Here is a 17,533-nt window from a genome sequence, read left to right as displayed (position 1 = left end):
ACGGTCGGTCGTCCAAATGCCTTCCGATTTCGTTCTCCCTGATTACCGGTCTTTCCCGATTCGCACGACGATGAGAAGCCACCTGGAAGCCCGCTGTGACCGCTGAGTTCATCCACCTCCACGTGCATTCGCAGTACTCGCTCCTCGACGGCGCGCTGCGCGTCAAGGACCTCGCCGCGCGCGCCAAGTCGCTCGGGATGCGCGCGGTCGCCCTGACCGACCACGGCAACATGTTCGGGGCGATTCAGCACTACAAGGCCTGCAAGGACCAGGGCATCGGCGCGATCATCGGCTGCGAGGTGAACGTGGCGCGCAGCTGGGGCGCGTCCGCGGGGCAGGTGTCGCGCTCGGGCGCGGACGAGACGCCCGTCGATCACCTCGTGCTGCTCGCGACGTCCGAGGAGGGCTACAAGAACCTCGTCCGCATCGTCTCGCTGGGGCACGTCGAGCCCGCGAGCGGGCTCGCGCCGAGCGTGCGGCTCGACATGGTGGCGCAGCACAGCGCGGGGCTCATCGGCCTGACCGGCTGCATGGGCGGCGTGGTCGCCCAGCGGATCCTGGAGCAGGGCGAGGAGGAGGGGCGCGAGGCGCTCAGCCGGCTCCGGGACTGCTTCGAGCCGGGGAGCCTCTACGTCGAGCTCCAGGACCACGGGCTCGTCGAGCAGTCGGTGCTCAACGGCATCCTCGCGCGCGCGGCGGGCGATCTGGGGTTGCCGCTCGTCGCGACGAACGACGCGCACTTCGGCGCGCGCGAGGACGGCGAGGGGCAGCTCTACCTGTCGTGCATCGCGGCGAACCGCACGTTCGCCGAGGCGAGCGAGGCGCACCACGGCAGCTTCGAGATGTTCCTCAAGCCCGCCGACCAGATGGCGCACCTCTTCCGCGACCACCCGCAGGCGGTCCGCTCGACGCTCGAGATCGCCGAGCGGTGCGCGGGGCTCAAGCTCAAGCTCGGCAAGCCGATGCTCCCGCGGTTCCCGCTGCCGAGCGGGTTCGACGACCCGGGGAGCTACTTCCGGCACGTGGCGCACGAGGGGCTCACGAAGCGGCTCGCCCAGATCGCCCGGACGGGCCGGACGGTGGACGAGGCGGTCTACCGGGCGCGCCTCGACGTCGAGCTGAACGTCATCGTCCAGATGGACTTCCCGGGCTACTTCCTCATCGTCTGGGACTTCATCAAGTACGCGAAGGACCACGGCATCCCGGTCGGGCCGGGCCGCGGCTCGGGCGCGGGCTCGCTCGTGGCCTACGCGATGGAGATCACCGATCTCGATCCGCTCCCGTACAACCTGCTGTTCGAGCGCTTCCTGAACCCGGAGCGCATCAGCATGCCCGACTTCGACGTCGACTTCTGCATGGACCGGCGCGACGAGGTCATCTCGTACGTCACGAAGAAGTACAGCAAGGAGGCCGACAAACCCTCCGTCGGGCAGATCGCGACGTTCCATGAGCTCAAGGCGCGGAGCGTCATCAAGGACGTCGCCCGGGCGATGGCGTTCCCCGCCAACGAGGCGCAGAAGATCGCGAGCCTCATCCCTCAGAAGGGGCCGGGGATCACGTACACGATCCCCGAGGCGCTCGACATCGAGCCGAAGCTCAAGGCGCTCAAGGAGAGCGACCCCACGGTCGCGGAGCTCCTGAAGCAGGCGCAGAAGCTCGAGGGGCTGACGCGGCACGCCGGCATGCACGCCGCCGGCGTCGTGATCAGCGAGGGGCCGCTCTGGGATCACGTCCCGTGCTTCAAGAACGGCGAGCAGGTCGTCACGCAGTACTACAAGGACGACGTCGAGCTGGCCGGGCTCGTGAAGTTCGACTTCCTCGGGCTGAAGACGCTCACCGTCATCGACATCGCGGTGCGGCTCGTGAACGCGCGTCCGGACCGCGCGGGCAAGGAGGGCGCGCGGTTCGACGTGAACACGGTGCCGATCGACGACCCCGCCACCTACGCGCTCCTCCAGTCGGGCGAGACCACCGGGGTGTTCCAGCTCGAGTCGAGCGGCATGCAGCAGCTCTTCAAGGACCTGAAGCCCGACGCCTTCGAGGACATCGTCGCCGCCGTGGCGCTCTACCGGCCCGGGCCGCTCGGCACCGGCATGGTGAAGGACTTCGTCGACTGCAAGCACGGACGCAAGCCGATCGAGAAGATGCACCCCCTCGTCGACGAGCTCCTCCAGCCGACGTACGGCGTCATCGTCTACCAGGAGCAGGTCATGCAGATCGCGCAGCGGCTCGCGGGCTACACGCTCGGCGGCGCCGACCTGCTCCGGCGCGCCATGGGCAAGAAGAAGCCCGAGGAGATGGCGAAGCAGAAGGCGACGTTCGTCGACGGGTCGCTCAAGAACGGGGTGAAGGCGGAGGACGCCGAGCGCATCTTCGGGCTCCTCGAGTACTTCGCGGGCTACGGCTTCAACAAGAGCCACTCGGCCGCGTACGCGCTGCTCACCTACCAGACGGCCTACCTCAAGGCGCACTACCCGGTCGAGTTCCTGTGCGCCCTGATGACGGCCGACCGCGACAAGATCGAGAAGGTCGTGCGGATCATCGCGGAGGGGCGCGCGTGGGGGGTCGAGATCCTGCCGCCCGAAATCAACGAGTCCAAGACGGACTTCACCGTCGTGTACAGCGCGACGCCGGTGACGAACGGCAAGCGCGTGACCGGCACCCGGCGCGGCGGCTCGCGGGCGAGGGATCCGTACGACCCGAAGATCCGCTTCGGGATGGGGGCGATCCGCGGCGTCGGCGAGTCGGCGCTCGAGGCGATCCTCGAGGCGCGGGAGGCGGGGGGCGCGTTCGGGGATCTCTTCGACTTCGCCGAGCGCGTCGATCCGCGGCGGGTCAACAAGGGGGTGTTCGAGGCGCTCGTGCAGTGCGGCGCGTTCGACGCGAGCCTCCGGGCGCGGGGCATCTCGCGATCGCGGGCGTTCGCGGCCATCGACAGGGCGCTCGATCGCTCGCGCTCCGCGAGCAAGGAGCGGAACAGCGCGCAGATCGGCCTGTTCGCGGCCGTCGCGTCCAAGAACGAGGTGCGGCTGGACGACTACCCGATGATCGAGGACTGGGATCTGCGGGAGACGCTCTCGCGGGAGAAGCAGTCGCTCGGGTTCTACGTCTCGGGGCACCCGCTCGATCGGTACGGCGTGGATCTGAACCGCTTCGACGTGACCGCGGTGAGCGCGCTGGCCGGCCTGGATGCCTGGGCCAGGGTGCGCGTCGGCGGGATGGTCGAGGGGTACCGCGAGCGCATCTTCAAGGGCGGCGGCGGCAAGATCGCGTTCTTCGTGCTCGAGGACACGTCCGGCCGGGTCGAGGTCAAGGTGCGCGAGAAGCAGATCGAGGCCTACGGCGAGCTCCTGAACCGGGGAGAGCCGGTCTTGATCTCGGGCAAGGTCAGCTTCCCCATGGTGGACGAGGGCGCCGAGGAGGCCGAGTCCGCGCCGCGCGAGCCGACCCTCCTGCTCGACGAGGTGCAGCCGCTCTCCGACGCGATCCTCGCGCAGACGCGGAGCGTGGCGATCACGCTGAAGTCGCGCAGCGCCAGGCGCGAGCACATCGACCGGCTCGGCGCGCTCCTGCGGGCGAGCCCGGGGGTGTGCCCGGTGCAGCTCGTGATCCAGCTCGACGACGGGGCGGAGGCGGTGCTGGCGCTGGGGCGCGATCTCCGCGTCGAGCCGAACGACGCGATGCTGGGGCGGCTCGAGAAGCTGTTCGGCGAGAAGGTGGCCGAGCTCAGGTAGGCGGCTCGACCGCGCCCGCGTCCTCGGCGGCCCGCGCGAGGGCGCCGAGCTTCGCCTCGGCGTCGGCGCGGTCGCCCTGGTGCTTGAGGAGGACGCCGAGCGTGTCGCGGGCGAGCTCCGGGGTGATCGCGCGCTTGCCGAGCAGGAGCAGCGCGCGGGCCCAGTCAATCGTCTCGCTGATGGCGGGGGATTTCCGCAGATCCATGGCCCTGAGGCCGGCGACGAACGCGACGATCTGCGCGGCGAGGCGGGGCTCGATCCCCGGGATGGCGACCCTCAGGATGGCGATCTCGCGCGACGGCGGCGGGTAGTCCAGGAACGCGTGCAGGCAACGGCGGCGCAGCGCTTCGGTCATCTCGCGCGTCGCGTTCGTGGTGAGCAGGACGAGCGGAGGATGCGCGGCGCGGATCGTGCCGAGCTCGGGGATCGTGACCTGCATGTCGGCGAGCACCTCGAGCAGGAACGCCTCGAACTCCGGGTCGGCGCGATCGACCTCGTCGATGAGGAGGACGACGGGAGCGGCGCTGCGCAGCGCCGCGAGGAGCGGACGCGCGATGAGGAAGTGCTCGCTGAAGAACGACGCCTCGCTCCCCGCGATCGCGCGCGCGGCGGCGGCGAGGCTCGCGGCGCCGGCGATCTCCTTCGCGACCGCGTCGCGCAGGAGCTGCGTGTAGAGCATCTGCTTCGCGTAGTCCCACTCGTACAGCGCCTTCGCCTCGTCGAGGCCCTCGTAGCACTGGAGCCGGATGAGCCCGCGGCCGAGCGCCTCGGCCGCGGCGCGGGCGAGCTCGGTCTTGCCGACGCCGGCCGGCCCTTCGAGCAGGAGCGGCCGCGCCATCCGGAGGGCGAGCCACAGCGCGAGCGAGGTCGCCGGATCGGCGATGTAGCGGGCCGCCGCGAGGCGCGCGTCGAGCTCGTCCGCGGTGGCGGGGGTGTCGTCGCGGGCGCTCCGATCGCCGGGCGCGCCGCCGTCGTGATCCGGGGGGGGCGTCACGGCGGGACGGTAGCACGCCGCGCGCGGTCGCCCGGGCGGCGGCGCGGCGCGGCGCGCGCGAGGCCGGCCGTGGCCGCCGGCCGGCCGTGGCCGCCCCCTCCGCGCTGGGTTAGAGATCGCGTCGATGACCGAAGAGCACCGCTCGCTCGTGCGCATCGACGCCACTGGCACGGCTCACCCCGTCGACCTGGACGCCAGCAAGCGCCTGCGCGCGCGGCAGGGGGTGTTCCAGCTGCTGCCCGCGCCCGGTCACCTCGTCGTGATGCGCCACGTGGGGAAGGAGGCGCCGGCCGACGCGCCGGCGGCCCCGCCGCTCCGGCTCGCGGGGCAGATCGTGGGGCCGGGCGCGCTCTGCGACGTCGTCTCGCTCATCGGGCAGGCGGGGTGGTCCGGCGAGCTCGCCGTGATCGACGGCGCGGAGAGCCGGTCGCTGTTCTTCGAGCCGGGCCGCGCCATCGCCGCGCGCTCGAGCGCGCCGGGCGAGCGCATCGGCGAGGTGCTCTACCGCTACGGCGCGCTCTCGCGGCCGCAGGTCGACGCGACGCTCGCCGCCGCGGCGCCGGACGTGCGCTTCGGCGAGACCGCGGTGAAGCTCGGCTTCGTGCCGCGCGAGCGGCTCTACCAGCTGCTCAGCGCGCAGGCGGAGGAGATCGCCTACCGGGTGCTCCTCGCGGGCGAGGGGATGTTCTACTTCCTCGCCGGCTTCGAGGAGGAGCAGATCCCGACGCGCCACGACCTCCCGGTCCACGCGCTGCTCCTCGAGGCGGTGCGCCGCATGGACGAGCTGCGCTATTTCCGCGAGCGGATCCCGTCGGATCAGCACGTGCCCGCGCGCGTGCCGGATCGCGGCCCGCCGCCGGAGGAGCTCCGCGCGGTGTACGACGCCGTCGACGGGCAGCGATCGGTGGCGGAGGTGGCGCGCGCGCTCGGGCAGGGGGAGTTCGAGGCCACGCGGGCGCTCTTCCAGCTGGCGCAGTCCGGGCGGGTCGTGGTGCGCGCGCCGGGGCCGACGGGCGCCGCCGCCGGCATCGCGCTCTTCAACGAGGCGATCGCGTCGATCCTCTCCGCCGTCGACGGGGCCCAGCGGGGCGACGAGGTGCGCTGGCAGCTCGCCGCGTTCGTCGCGGGCGCGGGCATCTACGACGCCCTCTTCCGCGGGGCAGGGCCCGCGCCGGACGGGACGTTCGAGCCCGCGAGGCTGCTCGAGAACGCGACGCTCATCGCCGGCGCCGAGCAGGCCGAGGCGATGCTCTCGCAATGGCTGCGCGAGTACGTCTCGTTCGCGATGTTCGTCGCGGAGCCGTGCCTGCGCCTGTCGCCCGAGGGTATCCCGCTCTCGCGGCGCAGCGACAACCAGCCGCCGCTGTCGAAGCGCGTCGCCGCGCTCGTGGGCCCGCTCGCGCCCAGGTAGCCGTCGCGGAGCCGCGCGCGCCGCTAGCCGCGCGGCTCCGCGAGGATCTCCGCGGCCAGGAGATCGAGCCGCGGCGCCGCGCGATCGGGGCAGGGGAGGTCGGCCTCGCCCCGCAGCGGGCACAGCTCGCAGCGGCGCCGATCCAGGAGCAGGCCCGCCCGCATGCCCGCCGCGCGCGCGGCCGCCACGTCGCTCGGCGCGTCGCCGATCATCCAGCTCGCGGCGACGTCGAGATCGAGATCGCGCGCGAGCCCCGTGAGCATCCCCGGCTTCGGCTTCCGGCAGTCGCACGGGCCGATCAGCGCCGGATCGCCCCCGGGCCCGCCCTCGGGGTGGTGCGGGCACGCCGCGAGCGCCGCGATCTCGACGCCGGCCGCGCGCAGCCCGTCGACGAGCGCGCGGTTCGTGCGCTCGATCGCCCGCCAGGGGACCTGGCCCTTCGCCGCCCCCGGCTGGTTGGTCGCGATCGCCAGCAAGAACCCCGCGTCCGCGAGCCGCCGCAGGCCCTCGAGCGCGCCCGGCAGGAGCCGGATCTGATCGGGGTGGAACGCCGTCACGACCACGCCGAGCTCGGGATCGCGCACCACGTCGATGAGGGTGCCGTCGCGGTCGAGGACGATCCCGCGCCTCGCCACGCGGCGCTCAGCTCTCGGCCACGAGCTGCAGGAGCCGCTCGCAGATCAGGTGGTGGTAGACCTCGTGGAAGCCCTCGACGTGCGGCGTCGACGTGTAGCCGGCGCGCGTCCTCGGCACGATCACGCTGGCGTCGGCCATCTGGCGCAGCGCGCCGCCGTCATAGCCGACGAGCGCGACCACCTTGGCCCCCGCCTTCCTCGCGAAGTCCGCGGCGGCCACCAGGTTCTGCGACCACGGGCCGGCCCGATCGGCGCCCGAGCCGCCGTGCACGCTCAGGCACACGAGCACGTCGCCGGCGACGATGCGGCCGTCGAGCTGCTCGAGGAAGATCCGGTTGAAGCCGACGTCGTTGGTCAGCGCGCTGAGGAGGGCCGCGTTGTCGCAGAGCGAGGTGCACTTGAAGCGGCGCTTGCCTTCGACCCACGTGAACTTGGCGATGTCGCAGGCGAGGTGGCTCGCGTTCGCGGCCGAGCCGCCGTTGCCGCACGTGTAGATGGTGCGATCGTTCCGGTACGCCTCGAAGAGGATCTCGATGACCCGGGCCATGTCGTCCGGGCTCGTCGCGAGGGCGATCTCGGCCGTCTCGCGAAGGTACTTTTCCACGAAGTCGTGCGTGCTCTGCGGCATGATCGATCTATAGCCAGAATCCCCGCGGGATGCCCAGCGAGCGGCGCGCCGGCGCGCCGGCTCACGATCGGTGCAGGTTCGCGACGATGCGCGCCCCGTCGAGATCGAAGCGGAAGCGCAGCACGCGCAGGCCCTTCGCGGCGAGCGCCTCCAGCACCCGGCGCTTCTCCGCCGGGCGGACGTAGAACATGAAGAACCCGCCGCCGCCGGCCCCCATCAGCTTGCCGCCGAGCGCACCGGCGCTCCGGGCGATCTCGTAGATCTCGTCGAGGACCTCGTCGGTCATCTTGGAGGCGAGCTTACGCTTCTGGGTCCAGTGGGCGTGCAGGAGCTCGCCATAGTCGTCGAGCTTGCCGGAGACGAGGATCCGGTGCACATCGCGGCCGATCTCCTTGATGCGGTGCATCCGCTCGACCACCGCGGGCTCGAGATCGTGCAGCCGCCGGCCCTGCTCGGAGAGCACGACCCTGGCCGGTCGCTCGATGCCGCTCCACACGATGAGCAGGTTGCTCTCGAGCTCGTCCAGCACCTCGTCGCGGACCGGCACGGGCTCGACGTGCACCGAGCCGTCCGGCGAGAACGTGAACGCGGTGACGTTGCCGTAGGCGGCGATGTACTGATCCTGCTTGCCGATCGGCTCCCCGAGGCGCTCGATCTCGATGGCGCACGCCTCGCGCGCGAGCTGCTCGGACGACACGAAATCACGTTTGTAGGCGTGCAGGGCGTTGAGGAGCGCGACCGTGAACGAGCTCGACGAGCCGAGGCCCGAGTTCGCGGGGAGATCCGCGACGCTCGTGAGCTCGATCGAGTGCTCGATTCCCATCATCCGGAGCGCCTCCCGGAAGATGGGGTGCTCGATCCGGTCGACCGAGGGGACGATCTCGGTCTTCGAGTAGGCGAGGCGGATGTCGCGGTGGAAGCGCTTGTTGGCCGTGACGTAGATGTACTTGTCGATGGCGGCCGACACGAGGTAGCCGCCGAAGCGGTCGGAGTAGGCGGGCAGATCGGTCCCGCCGCCGCCGAGGGAGAAGCGGACCGGGGCGCGGGAGACGATCATCCCCGCTCCACCGCCGCGGCCGGGGCGGCGAGGGCGGCCTCGAGATCGCGGAGGCCCCGCTCGGAGCCGATCTCGTAGAAGCGCGCCGCGACCGGGAGCGCCCGCAGGCGGCCGCGCGCCGCGAGGTCGCGCTGCACCGCATCGAAGCCGAGCGGCGTGTCCGCCGGCAGCGCCTCGACGACCTCGCGGCGGAGCGCGGTCGCGCCGTAGTCGATGTGATCGAGGGCAGGGTCGGGCGGGGCGTCCGCGCGGCGCTTCTCGTAACGCGCCACGAGGTCGCCCGACACGGCCGTGTTCGAGGCGTCCAGCCGACCCTCGTTCCGGTACACGGCCATCGTGCCGAGCGCGCCCGGGTGCGCGCAGAGGTCCCGGAGCGGGGCCAGGTAATCGAAGGGGAGATAGGAGTCGCCGTAGGTCATGAGGAACACAGGGGCCAGGTGGGGCAGCGCGCGCCGCAGCGCGCCGGCCGTGCCCAGGAGCTCGGGGCCGTCGTCGGCGTAACGGAGCGGCAGCCCCGCGAACCGATCGCCCATCGCCGCGCGCACGGCCTCGCCCAGGTGACCCACGCAGAGGACCACCTCGCCGACGCCCGCGGCGGCGAGCCGATCGAGGAGCCACGCCCCGAACGGCCTGCCGGCCACCGGCAAGAGGAACTTCGGCGTGCGCTCCGTCCGCGGGCGCATCCGGGTGCCGAGCCCGCCGGCGAGGATCACGGCTTGAGGGGACGAGGCGTCGGGGCGCACCAGCGGGACGTACCACAGACGACGGCCACCTTCGGCGCACCTCGGGCGCTCCCGCCGGCGGCCCCAAGAAATCGTCGCCACAAACTGTACGGTCGTTCAGCTACTGAACTAGGGTCGGCGCCATGACCGACAAGGACCTCGTTCCGCATCTTCTCCGGACGCTGCTCGCCCTCCAGAGCGAGGGCAAGGCGGTGACCCTCGAAACATTGACCACGGCCCTCGCGGTGCGCCGGACGGACGTCCGCCGGGTGATCACCGCCCTCCACCGGGAGGGCTACCTCGATGCCCTGCGGATGCGGCTGACGTTCCGCGGGCTCGCGCTCGGCGCGGCCTTCGCGGCGGCGCCGCTCCGCCCCCTGCGCCGCCCGTCGCTCCGTGCGGTCAAGGCGGCTTGATCGACCGCCCCCGCGCCCCGCCGCGCCGGGGTCGCCGCGAGCAGCGAGTCGACCTCTGCCCACCGGCGTGGCCCCCGCCGGCGCCGCGGGCGGACGGTCGACATGGATTGTCGATGAGTTTCGGATCTTGCCGCATTTCATTTGGTAGAGCGGCAAATTCACACTGGACAGGCGCCCGAGCCACCGATCGAGCGCCGGGACGGGGGCGGCGGCCGGCGCGAGATCGTCCGGGTTTCTCCGGTCTCTGCGCGTCACTCCGCGCGGAAGACGTTGACATTCCGGGGGATTCGTGAGACGGCGGCTGCGTGATATCCGATGTCGAGATCGAGAATGAGATTCGTGCTTTGGTGGCCGCGTTCCTGGAGGGCATGAGAGCGCTGGCCCGTAAGGACGTTCTCCAGAACGCAGCGCGGTACCTGGAAGTCGACATCAAGGCCGCAGGGATATCCGGGCCCGTCGCGACTCCCATGAAGCCGGCCCCCAAGGCCGAGCGCGCTCCGGCGCCGCGCCGCCCGGCCGCGCCGGTCCGCAGCGCGCCGTCGCGCAAGGCCCCCGCCCCCGCCCCGAAGCGCGCTGCGCCGCGCAAGAAGGCGCCCACGCCGCGGGCCACCGCGGGCGGCGCGCGTTCGGCGGCCGCCCCGGCCAAGGCGGCCAAGGCGCGCGGCGCGAGCGCCGCCTCCGCCCCGGCGGCGCCCGCCGTCGGGGCGGGCGCGAAAGACGCCGAGCAAGCCCGCCCGGCGAGCCCGGAGAACGCGCCTTCCGGGATCCCCGGGGACGAGATCGCCGAGGCGCTGCTCGCCCATGTGGAAATCGAGCCGGGCCAGGGCATCGACGATCTTGCGCTGGCGATGGGCACCCCTGCAGCCGAGCTCCAGGAGCCGATCAAGAAGCTTCTCGAGGAAAACAAGATCACCGAGGAGCTGAACCAGGGTCAGACGTCGTACTACCCGGCCTGAGCGACATCGGCGCCCCGGTCATCCGGGCATGAGCGTTGCCTGAGCGGGCCGGCGCCGCCGTGGCCTCACGAAACGCGCCGCCGGCGACGCGCGAGCGAGCCCTGCGGCGAGGGCCGGCTCGAGGCCGCGCTCTCGTGTGTTGGCTGACGTACCCGGCGAGGCCGTCGCCGCGCACTCGACGCGGACGCGGGGCCCCGGTAACCTGCCCTTCCAGGCTCTTCCCGGATGACTCCCGCGCACGAACAGATTCTCAACGTCCTGCTCGGCTATCTCTCGGCGATGAACGCAGAGGGAGTCCTGCTCCGGGCCATGCGGGAGGCGGAGATCCAGCCCGAGAAGTTCTCGCTCGACGACCTCCCGGACATCATTCCGAGCATCGAGCGCCGCGCCCGCCTTTATGTCGATCCGGCGCGGCTCGGTCGGCTCAAGTCGGAAATTTCGGCGATCGGCGGCGATCGACCTTCGCGGCGCTCGAAGGTCATGGCCATCAACGTGGAGGCGGACATCAGCGAGGCGCGCCTGAACGCGAAGGCAGTTTGCGACGCGGCCGGCGCGAAGAGCTTCACCTCGCACAAGGTCGCGACCATCGTCAGCGAGCTCGCCCGGAACATCGTCCATTATACTCCGGGCGGGACGATCGAGATCGCCGTGCAGCGCGACAGCCCGGTCCGCTTCCTCATCGTCGCGGTGGACGAGGGCGCCGGCATCCAGAACCTGCAGGAGATCCTCGCCGGCCGCTACAAGAGCAAGACCGGCATGGGCCGCGGCCTCATCGGGGTCAAGCGGCTGGCCGATCGCTTCCAGATCGACTCGGGGCCGAAGGGGACGCGGGTGGAGATCGAGGTCCACCTGTGAAGCTGGCCGTGGAGTACGCCGTTCTTCCCAAGGATGGAGAGCGCGTCAGCGGCGACGCCGCCTACGTCCGGGCCGGCGAGGATGGGGTCGTCTTCGCGGTCATCGACGCGCTGGGTCACGGCGAGCACGCGGCGGCCGCGGCGAACGTCGCGCTCAAGGCGCTCGCCGACGCGCCGAGCGGCGACGACGTCCGCGCCCTCATCGACCGCCTCCACGTCCGGCTCCGCGGGACCCGGGGCGCCGCCGGCATGGTGTGCCGCTTCCGGGAGGGGCGGCTCCAGGGCTGCGGCGTCGGGAACGTCGAGCTGATGTCCCACGGCACGCGCGTGCAGTGGCTCCAGAGCCCGGGCATCCTCGGCGCGTCGCTCGGGAAGGCCCGGATCTTCGACGCGCAGCTCGCGCCGGGCGACCGGCTCGTCGTCTTCTCCGACGGGATCTCGCCCCGCTTCGACCTCTCGCTGTTTCGTGGGATGAAGGCCGCGGAGGCCTGCCGCGTCCTCATGAGCCGACACCGGCGCTCGCACGACGACTCAACGGTCTTGATCGCCGACATCGAACCTTAGGATGACCATGGAGCTCAAGCGCCTTCCGATCATCAACCTGTGGGACCGGATCCTGGTGCCCATCCAGGGGGACGTGACCGACGACCTCGCGGAGCAGCTGAACACCGAGGTGCTGCGGGCCATCCACGAGAGCGGCGCGAAGGGGCTGGTCATCGATCTCACGGCCGTATGGATCATGGATAGCCACCTGTGCGCCGTGCTGTCGAACCTGGCGTCGGCCGCGCGGCTCATGGGCACGCCCACGATCCTGTCCGGGCTGAGCCCCGAGATCGCGATGACGCTGCAGGCGATGGGGGTCGAGCTCGAGGCGGTGAAGACGGCGCTGACGCTCGAGCAGGCGCTCACCATGCTCGGGCTCGAGGTGCGCCGCGCCGAGGCGCGCGACGAGGACGACGAGGACGACGACGACGATCTCTTCGACGACGAGGACGACGAGGACGACGACGACGGATGGGAGGCGGACGATCGCGGCGACTCGAGGCGCGCGCCCCAGGCCGCGCGCTCGCCGCGGCCCGCCGCGAGCGCCGACCGGCGGCAAGGCGGCGGCAAGAGCCGGCTCAGGCGCCGCTGAGCCCGCGCGGAGGTGGCCGAGACGGCCGGAACGACATCGCGCCATCCACGCCGTCCACGTGATCGACGCACCGGACGCGCCCTGCTGACGGCCGGGTGACGGCGATGGTCCCGGTGGGCAACGCCGCGGGTCCCTGGTATGCCTCACGACCGCTCTCCGGGCGATCTCACCATGGACAAGCTGGATTGCCTCACCGCTCCGCCGCCCAAGCAGCGGGGGATCTTCTGCAACCGGACGCTGAACCTCCGTTCGATCAAGGCGATCGGGTACGACATGGATTACACGCTGATCCACTACCGCGTGGAGGCGTGGGAGCGTCGGGCCTATGAGCACCTCCGACACCTCTTGGAGAGCGAGGGCTGGCCGGTCGGAGACCTGACGTTCGAGCCGGACCTCGTGATCCGTGGGCTCATCCTGGACACCGAGCTCGGCAACCTCCTCAAGGTGAATCGGTTCGGGTACGTGAAGCGCGCGTACCACGGCACGAAGCCGATCGACTTCGAGACCCAGCGCGCGACGTACGCGCGGACCATCGTCGACCTCGCGGACGGGCGCTACGTCTTTTTGAACACGCTCTTCTCGCTCTCGGAAGGGTGCATGTACGCGAAGCTCGTCGATCTGCTCGATCAGCGCCGGCTGCCCGAGGTGCTCGGCTACAGCGACCTCTACCGCCGCGTGAAGGATCGCCTCGACGCGACGCACATGGAGGGGCAGCTCAAGGCCGAGATCATCGCGGATCCGGACCGGTTCGTGCTGCTCGATCCGGAGACCCCGCTCACGCTGCTCGACCAGAAGGAGGCGGGCAAGAAGCTCGTCCTGATCACGAACTCCGAGTGGGTCTACACGCGCGCGATGATGAGCTACGCCTTCGATCGCTTCCTGCCGGACGGCATGACGTGGCGCGATCTGTTCGACGTGGTCATCGTGTCCGCGCGGAAGCCGGAGTTCTTCTCGAGCCGCAGCCCGCTGTTCGAGGTGGTCACCGAGGACGGCCTCCTGCGCCCGGCCGGCCGGCTGCGCGAGGGCGGGCACTACCTCGGCGGCAACGCGGGCCTCGTCGAGCACCACCTCAGGCTGTCCGGCGACGAGATCCTCTATATCGGCGATCACATCTATGGAGACGTGCACGTGTCGAAGAGCGTCCTCCGGTGGCGCACCGCGCTCATCATCCGGGAGCTCGAGGAGGAGATCGTCGCGATCGAGGAGGCGCGGGGGGCCGAGGCGCGGCTCGATCTCTGGATGCGGGAGAAGGAGGGCGCGGAGCGCATCTACGCGAGGCTGCGCCTCGAGCTCCAGCGCATGCGCGCCGGCTACGGGCCGGTCGTCGGGGCGACGGAGGCCGAGGTCCAGGCGAAGATGAACGAGCTCAAGGTCAGCCTCGCGGCGCTCGACGCGCGGATCGCCCCGCTCGCGAAGGCGTCGGCCGAGACGATGAACCCGCGGTGGGGGCCGCTCCTCCGCACGGGGAACGACAAGAGCCACCTGGCCCGGCAAATCGAGCGCTCGGCCGACATCTACACGTCGCGCGTCTCCAACTTTCTCCTGGCGACGCCCCACGTGCTGCTCCGCTCGCACCGCGGGAGCCTGCCGCACGACCCCATGGGCGCGCCGCCGGGCGCCGACCGGCAGAACGGCGAGCCCGCCCCGGTCGACGACGCGACGCCCGTGGGGATGTAGGCGGCCCCGGCGCGGCTCGGACACCCTGCGGCGCGCGGCCGGCCGGGCCCAGGCGGGCTCGGGCCGCGAGCCCGCTGCGCGGCGGCTCGCGGGGGCGGCCGGGCCCAGGCGCGGCTCAGGCCGCGAGCCGCTGCGCGGCGCTGTCGAGGATGTCGAGGCACCCCGCCAGGCTGTCGCAGAAGAGCAGCTCGCGCCGCAGGGCGGACGCGCCGGGGAGGCCGCGGAGGTAGCCGGTCAGGTGGCGCCGCGTCACGCGCACGCCGTGCGGCTCGCCGCGCGCCTCGGTGTTCGCGATGAGGTGCGCGCGGCACAGGGCGAGGCGCTCCTCGGCCGTCGGCGGCGGGAGCCGCGCGCCGTGGTCGAGCAGCGCCCGGGCCTCGCGGAAGACCCAGGGGTGGTCGATCGCGGCGCGGCCGACCATCACGCCGGCGCACCCCGTCTCCCGCAGGGCGCGGGCGGCGTCGTCGGCGGTCTTGACGTCGCCGTTCACCACGACGGGGATGGACACGACCTCGCGCGCGCGGGCGGCCCAGCTCCAGTCGGCCGCGCCGCTGTGCCCCATCTGGGCCGTGCGGCAGTGGATCGTGAGCGCGGCGACGCCGGCGTCCTCGAGGCGGCGCGCCAGGTCGATGATCGGCATGTGGGACTCGGGCCCCCAGCCGATGCGCGTCTTCACGGTGACCGGGAGCGAGACCGTGCGCACCACGAGCCGGGCCATCGCCACCATCGCCTCCGGATCGCGCAGCCAGCCCGCGCCCGCGCCGCGGCCGGCGATCTTCGGCACCCAGCAGCCGCAGTTGATGTCGAGGAACGCCGGCCCCGCCTGCTCGGCGACCCGCGCGGCCTCGGCGAGGCGCTCCGGGTTGGCGCCGTAGATCTGGATCGCCGTCGGCTGATCGGCGGCGGACAGGGCGAGCTTGCGCCGCGCGGTCTTGCACCCGCGCAGGAGCCCCTCGACGTTGACGAACTCCGTCACGCACAGCTCGGCGCCGAGCTCGCGGCAGATGCGGCGGAAGACGGCGTCCGTCACGTCCTCCATGGGCGCGAGGACGACGGGGCGGCCTTGGAACAGCCGGCGAAAGCTTTCGGGCGAGAGCGGCACGGTGGCGAGCTTTCAAGCACGGATCCGGCCGGTTGACCAGGGCGACGCGCCCTCGGGCGGGCGGCCCCCCGGGCGCCGCCCGCCGGGGTGGCGCCGCGGAGGCGCGGGGGCGCGGGGGCGCGGCCGGCATTCGCCACCTCGGATCTCGGGACGTGTGTGCCGGCAGCGCACGAACACGGCAGGTCCGGCGGCGAGCGGCCTTGTTGGTATGACATCCTGGGTGGGAGACGGCGCGCGGCGCAGACCGCCATCGTGACCGAGGAAACCAGCCGCGCCGATGGCCGCAACGCTCGCTTGACGTGCGGCGCGGCTCTGGCGACCCTCGAGATTGCCATGAAGCGCGCGCTGCTCAGAGACGCTCTCCGCGCTGAGCGCTCGGCGTCGTCGCGCATGCTCAGGGAGCGCGAGACCCGCGCGATCGGCGCGCGGCGCGGCACGCTGACCGCCCACGACACCGAGAGCGTCCGCCGCGCCGTCCGCCGCGCATTCCGGGTCGCGCTGTGGATATGGCCCGCGTTCACGCTCGTCGACGTGTTCATGGCGACCGTGCTGTACCCCGCGGCGCCGATGTGGCGCTTCATCGTGATGCGCATGATCGAGCAGGCGATCGCCTTCGCCGTGTACCGGCTCTCGGGCCGCCCGACGGTCTCGGGGCGCGTCGTGCTGCTCGGGTACGACGCGGCGTTCCTCATCGCCGCGATCTTCATCTCGCTCATGGCGCTCGATTTCGGCGGCCTGACGAGCGCGTACATGCACGGCCTCTCCATCGTCGTGCTGCTGCGCACCGCGCTCGTGCCGGCGCCGTTCGGCAAGGCGCTGCTCGCCTCCGCGCCGATGTTCCTCGCCTTCCCGGCCGTCATGGGCGTCGCGGCGATCTTCTCCCCGGACGTCCTCTCGGCGTGGCTCGACCCGACGACGCTGCTCACGGCCGCGAGCCATTACATCTTCGTCCCCTCCTCGGGGGTGATCGGGGCCCTGTCGAGCCACGTGGTCTGGGCCGCGCAGCAGCAGGTCTATCAGGCGCGCAAGCTGGGCAGGTATCGGCTCGAGGCGCCGATCGGCAAAGGGGGGATGAGCGAGGTCTGGCTCGCCTGGGACGAGACGCTCCAGCGCGGCGTCGCCCTCAAGCTCCTGCGGACCCGCGACGCGCCGGACCCGGCGGTGCTGAAGCGCTTCGAGCAGGAGGCGCACGCGGCCAGCAAGCTCAGCGATCCGCACACGATCCGGATCTTCGACTTCGGCGCGAGCGACGACGGCATCTACTACATCGCGATGGAGCACCTGCGCGGGGCCGATCTCGCCGCCATCGTGCGCAGCTACGGCCCCATGCCCGTGGCGCGCGCCGTGCGCTTCGCCCTGCAGGCCTGCCGCTCGCTCATCGAGGCGCACGAGGCCGGGATCATCCACCGGGACATCAAGCCGCAGAACCTCTTCGTCACCCGCGTCGGCGACGATCACGACTTCCTCAAGCTGCTCGACTTCGGCGTCGCGCGGATGGTCGAGGGCGGCCGGGACGCCGAGCTGACGAACAGCGGGATGCTCTGCGGGACGCCCGCCTACATGGCGCCCGAGGTGTGCCGCGGCGACCGCGCCGACGCGCGCAGCGACGTCTACGCGCTCGGCGGCACGCTCTATTTCCTGCTCACCGGGGAGCTGCCGTTCGAGGGCTCGTCGTCGGGGCAGCTGTTCGTCGCGCACATGACGAAGGCCCCGCTCGCGCCGTCGGTGCGCCGCGGCCCGGTCGTCCCGCGCGCGGTCGATCGCCTCGTCCTGCGCTGCCTCGCCAAGGACCCGCGCCACCGCTTCCAGAGCGCGCGCGCGCTGTACGACGCGCTCCTCCCGCTGCTGGACGAGTCCGCCTGGAGCGCGGCGGACGCGGAGCGCTTCTGGGTGGCCGATCGAGCGGAGAAGCTCGGCCAGCTCGAGGCGCCGCCCGAGCGCCTCGCCCCGGCGCGGGGCGGCTCCACGCAAACCGCCTCAGCGCGATAACACCGAGACGCCGCGCGCTCTTCGCCGCGAAGGCGGCCGTCCACGAGACCGGCGACGCACGGGAAAAGTGCGTCGAAACGGTTCGGAAACACACGAGAAACTGCGATTTTGAATCGCAGCTCGTATGACGGAGTGGCCGATGCAGAGCAGGAATTGATCGGAGCGCGGCCGCCTCGTGCGCCATGGTGGATGGCCGCCGCGCCCCGATCTCGGTGAGGAGGAC

15 protein-coding genes are annotated in these 17,533 nt (G+C 71.9%); 9 read left to right on the top strand and 6 right to left on the bottom strand.

Translation table 11 applies throughout. From position 1 onward, the window contains the following. Positions 1–95: 95 nt before the first annotated feature. Complete coding sequence (gene dnaE / locus WME83_RS22630; RefSeq protein WP_437321368.1) at positions 96–3,734, top strand: DNA polymerase III subunit alpha; 3,639 nt, start codon at positions 96–98, stop codon at positions 3,732–3,734. On the opposite strand, the gene WME83_RS22625 is transcribed toward dnaE, so the two are convergent. After that, entirely contained in the window at positions 3,727–4,728 is a 1,002-nt protein-coding gene (locus WME83_RS22625) for an AAA family ATPase (RefSeq protein ID WP_437321367.1), read from the bottom strand. The two genes, dnaE and WME83_RS22625, sit on opposite strands and share 8 nt — an antisense overlap. Before the next feature lie 124 nt (positions 4,729–4,852). Here WME83_RS22625 and WME83_RS22620 point away from each other — a divergent pair, with 124 nt between their 5' ends. Further along, positions 4,853–6,139 (top strand): DUF4388 domain-containing protein, encoded by a 1,287-nt coding sequence (locus tag WME83_RS22620; RefSeq protein WP_437321366.1) that lies wholly within the window; start codon positions 4,853–4,855, stop codon positions 6,137–6,139. Between the two features lie 23 nt (positions 6,140–6,162). Here the strand turns inward: WME83_RS22620 and WME83_RS22615 are convergent, their stop codons facing one another. The 4 genes from WME83_RS22615 to WME83_RS22600 form a co-directional block, all read right to left on the bottom strand. Next, a complete protein-coding gene (locus tag WME83_RS22615) occupies positions 6,163–6,774 on the bottom strand; it encodes a D-glycero-alpha-D-manno-heptose-1,7-bisphosphate 7-phosphatase (RefSeq protein ID WP_437321365.1) in 612 nt (203 codons plus the stop codon). 7 nt (positions 6,775–6,781) lie between these two features. After that, complete coding sequence (locus tag WME83_RS22610) at positions 6,782–7,402, bottom strand: D-sedoheptulose-7-phosphate isomerase (RefSeq protein ID WP_061621903.1); 621 nt, start codon at positions 7,400–7,402, stop codon at positions 6,782–6,784. 61 nt (positions 7,403–7,463) lie between these two features. Further along, entirely contained in the window at positions 7,464–8,459 is a 996-nt protein-coding gene (locus WME83_RS22605) for a GHMP family kinase ATP-binding protein (protein ID WP_437321364.1), read from the bottom strand. Continuing rightward, positions 8,456–9,283: a nucleotidyltransferase family protein gene (locus tag WME83_RS22600; RefSeq protein ID WP_437321363.1), complete on the bottom strand. Its 828-nt coding sequence runs from the start codon at positions 9,281–9,283 to the stop codon at positions 8,456–8,458. Before WME83_RS22600 ends, WME83_RS22605 begins: the two co-directional genes overlap by 4 nt. A gap of 41 nt (positions 9,284–9,324) precedes the next feature. On the opposite strand from WME83_RS22600, the gene WME83_RS22595 reads away from it, so the two are divergent. The 6 genes from WME83_RS22595 (at position 9,325) to WME83_RS22570 (ending at position 14,219) form a co-directional block, all read left to right on the top strand. Further along, positions 9,325–9,597, top strand: a complete 273-nt coding sequence (locus WME83_RS22595) for a hypothetical protein (protein ID WP_437321362.1) — start codon at positions 9,325–9,327, stop codon at positions 9,595–9,597. A 305-nt stretch (positions 9,598–9,902) separates the two neighbouring features. Further along, positions 9,903–10,553 carry a hypothetical protein gene (locus WME83_RS22590; RefSeq protein WP_437321361.1) on the top strand — a complete coding sequence of 217 codons (651 nt, stop codon included), beginning with the start codon at positions 9,903–9,905 and terminating at the stop codon, positions 10,551–10,553. A gap of 225 nt (positions 10,554–10,778) precedes the next feature. Further along, positions 10,779–11,408 carry an ATP-binding protein gene (locus tag WME83_RS22585; RefSeq protein WP_437321360.1) on the top strand — a complete coding sequence of 210 codons (630 nt, stop codon included), beginning with the start codon at positions 10,779–10,781 and terminating at the stop codon, positions 11,406–11,408. Further along, on the top strand, positions 11,405–11,971 hold the full coding sequence (locus WME83_RS22580) for a SpoIIE family protein phosphatase (RefSeq protein WP_437321359.1): 567 nt from the start codon (positions 11,405–11,407) through the stop codon (positions 11,969–11,971). Before WME83_RS22585 ends, WME83_RS22580 begins: the two co-directional genes overlap by 4 nt. A 7-nt stretch (positions 11,972–11,978) precedes the next feature. Beyond that, on the top strand, positions 11,979–12,542 hold the full coding sequence (locus WME83_RS22575; RefSeq protein ID WP_437321358.1) for an STAS domain-containing protein: 564 nt from the start codon (positions 11,979–11,981) through the stop codon (positions 12,540–12,542). Positions 12,543–12,713: 171 nt separating this feature from the next. Continuing rightward, positions 12,714–14,219: an HAD-IG family 5'-nucleotidase gene (locus WME83_RS22570; protein WP_437321357.1), complete on the top strand. Its 1,506-nt coding sequence runs from the start codon at positions 12,714–12,716 to the stop codon at positions 14,217–14,219. Positions 14,220–14,334: 115 nt separating this feature from the next. On the opposite strand, the gene dusB is transcribed toward WME83_RS22570, so the two are convergent. Beyond that, entirely contained in the window at positions 14,335–15,321 is a 987-nt protein-coding gene (gene dusB / locus WME83_RS22565) for a tRNA dihydrouridine synthase DusB (RefSeq protein ID WP_437321356.1), read from the bottom strand. Positions 15,322–15,711: 390 nt separating this feature from the next. Between dusB and WME83_RS22560 the strand changes: the two genes are divergently transcribed. Beyond that, positions 15,712–17,310, top strand: coding sequence for a serine/threonine-protein kinase (locus tag WME83_RS22560; RefSeq protein WP_437321355.1), 1,599 nt, complete (start codon positions 15,712–15,714; stop codon positions 17,308–17,310). Positions 17,311–17,533 lie beyond the last annotated feature (223 nt).

This window comes from Sorangium sp. So ce385 (assembly GCF_051474135.1).
Lineage (GTDB): Bacteria > Myxococcota_A > Polyangia > Polyangiales > Polyangiaceae > Sorangium > Sorangium cellulosum_D.
The sequence above is the reverse complement of the archived record's forward strand: the minus strand, read 5'-3'. Positions and strand labels throughout refer to the sequence as shown.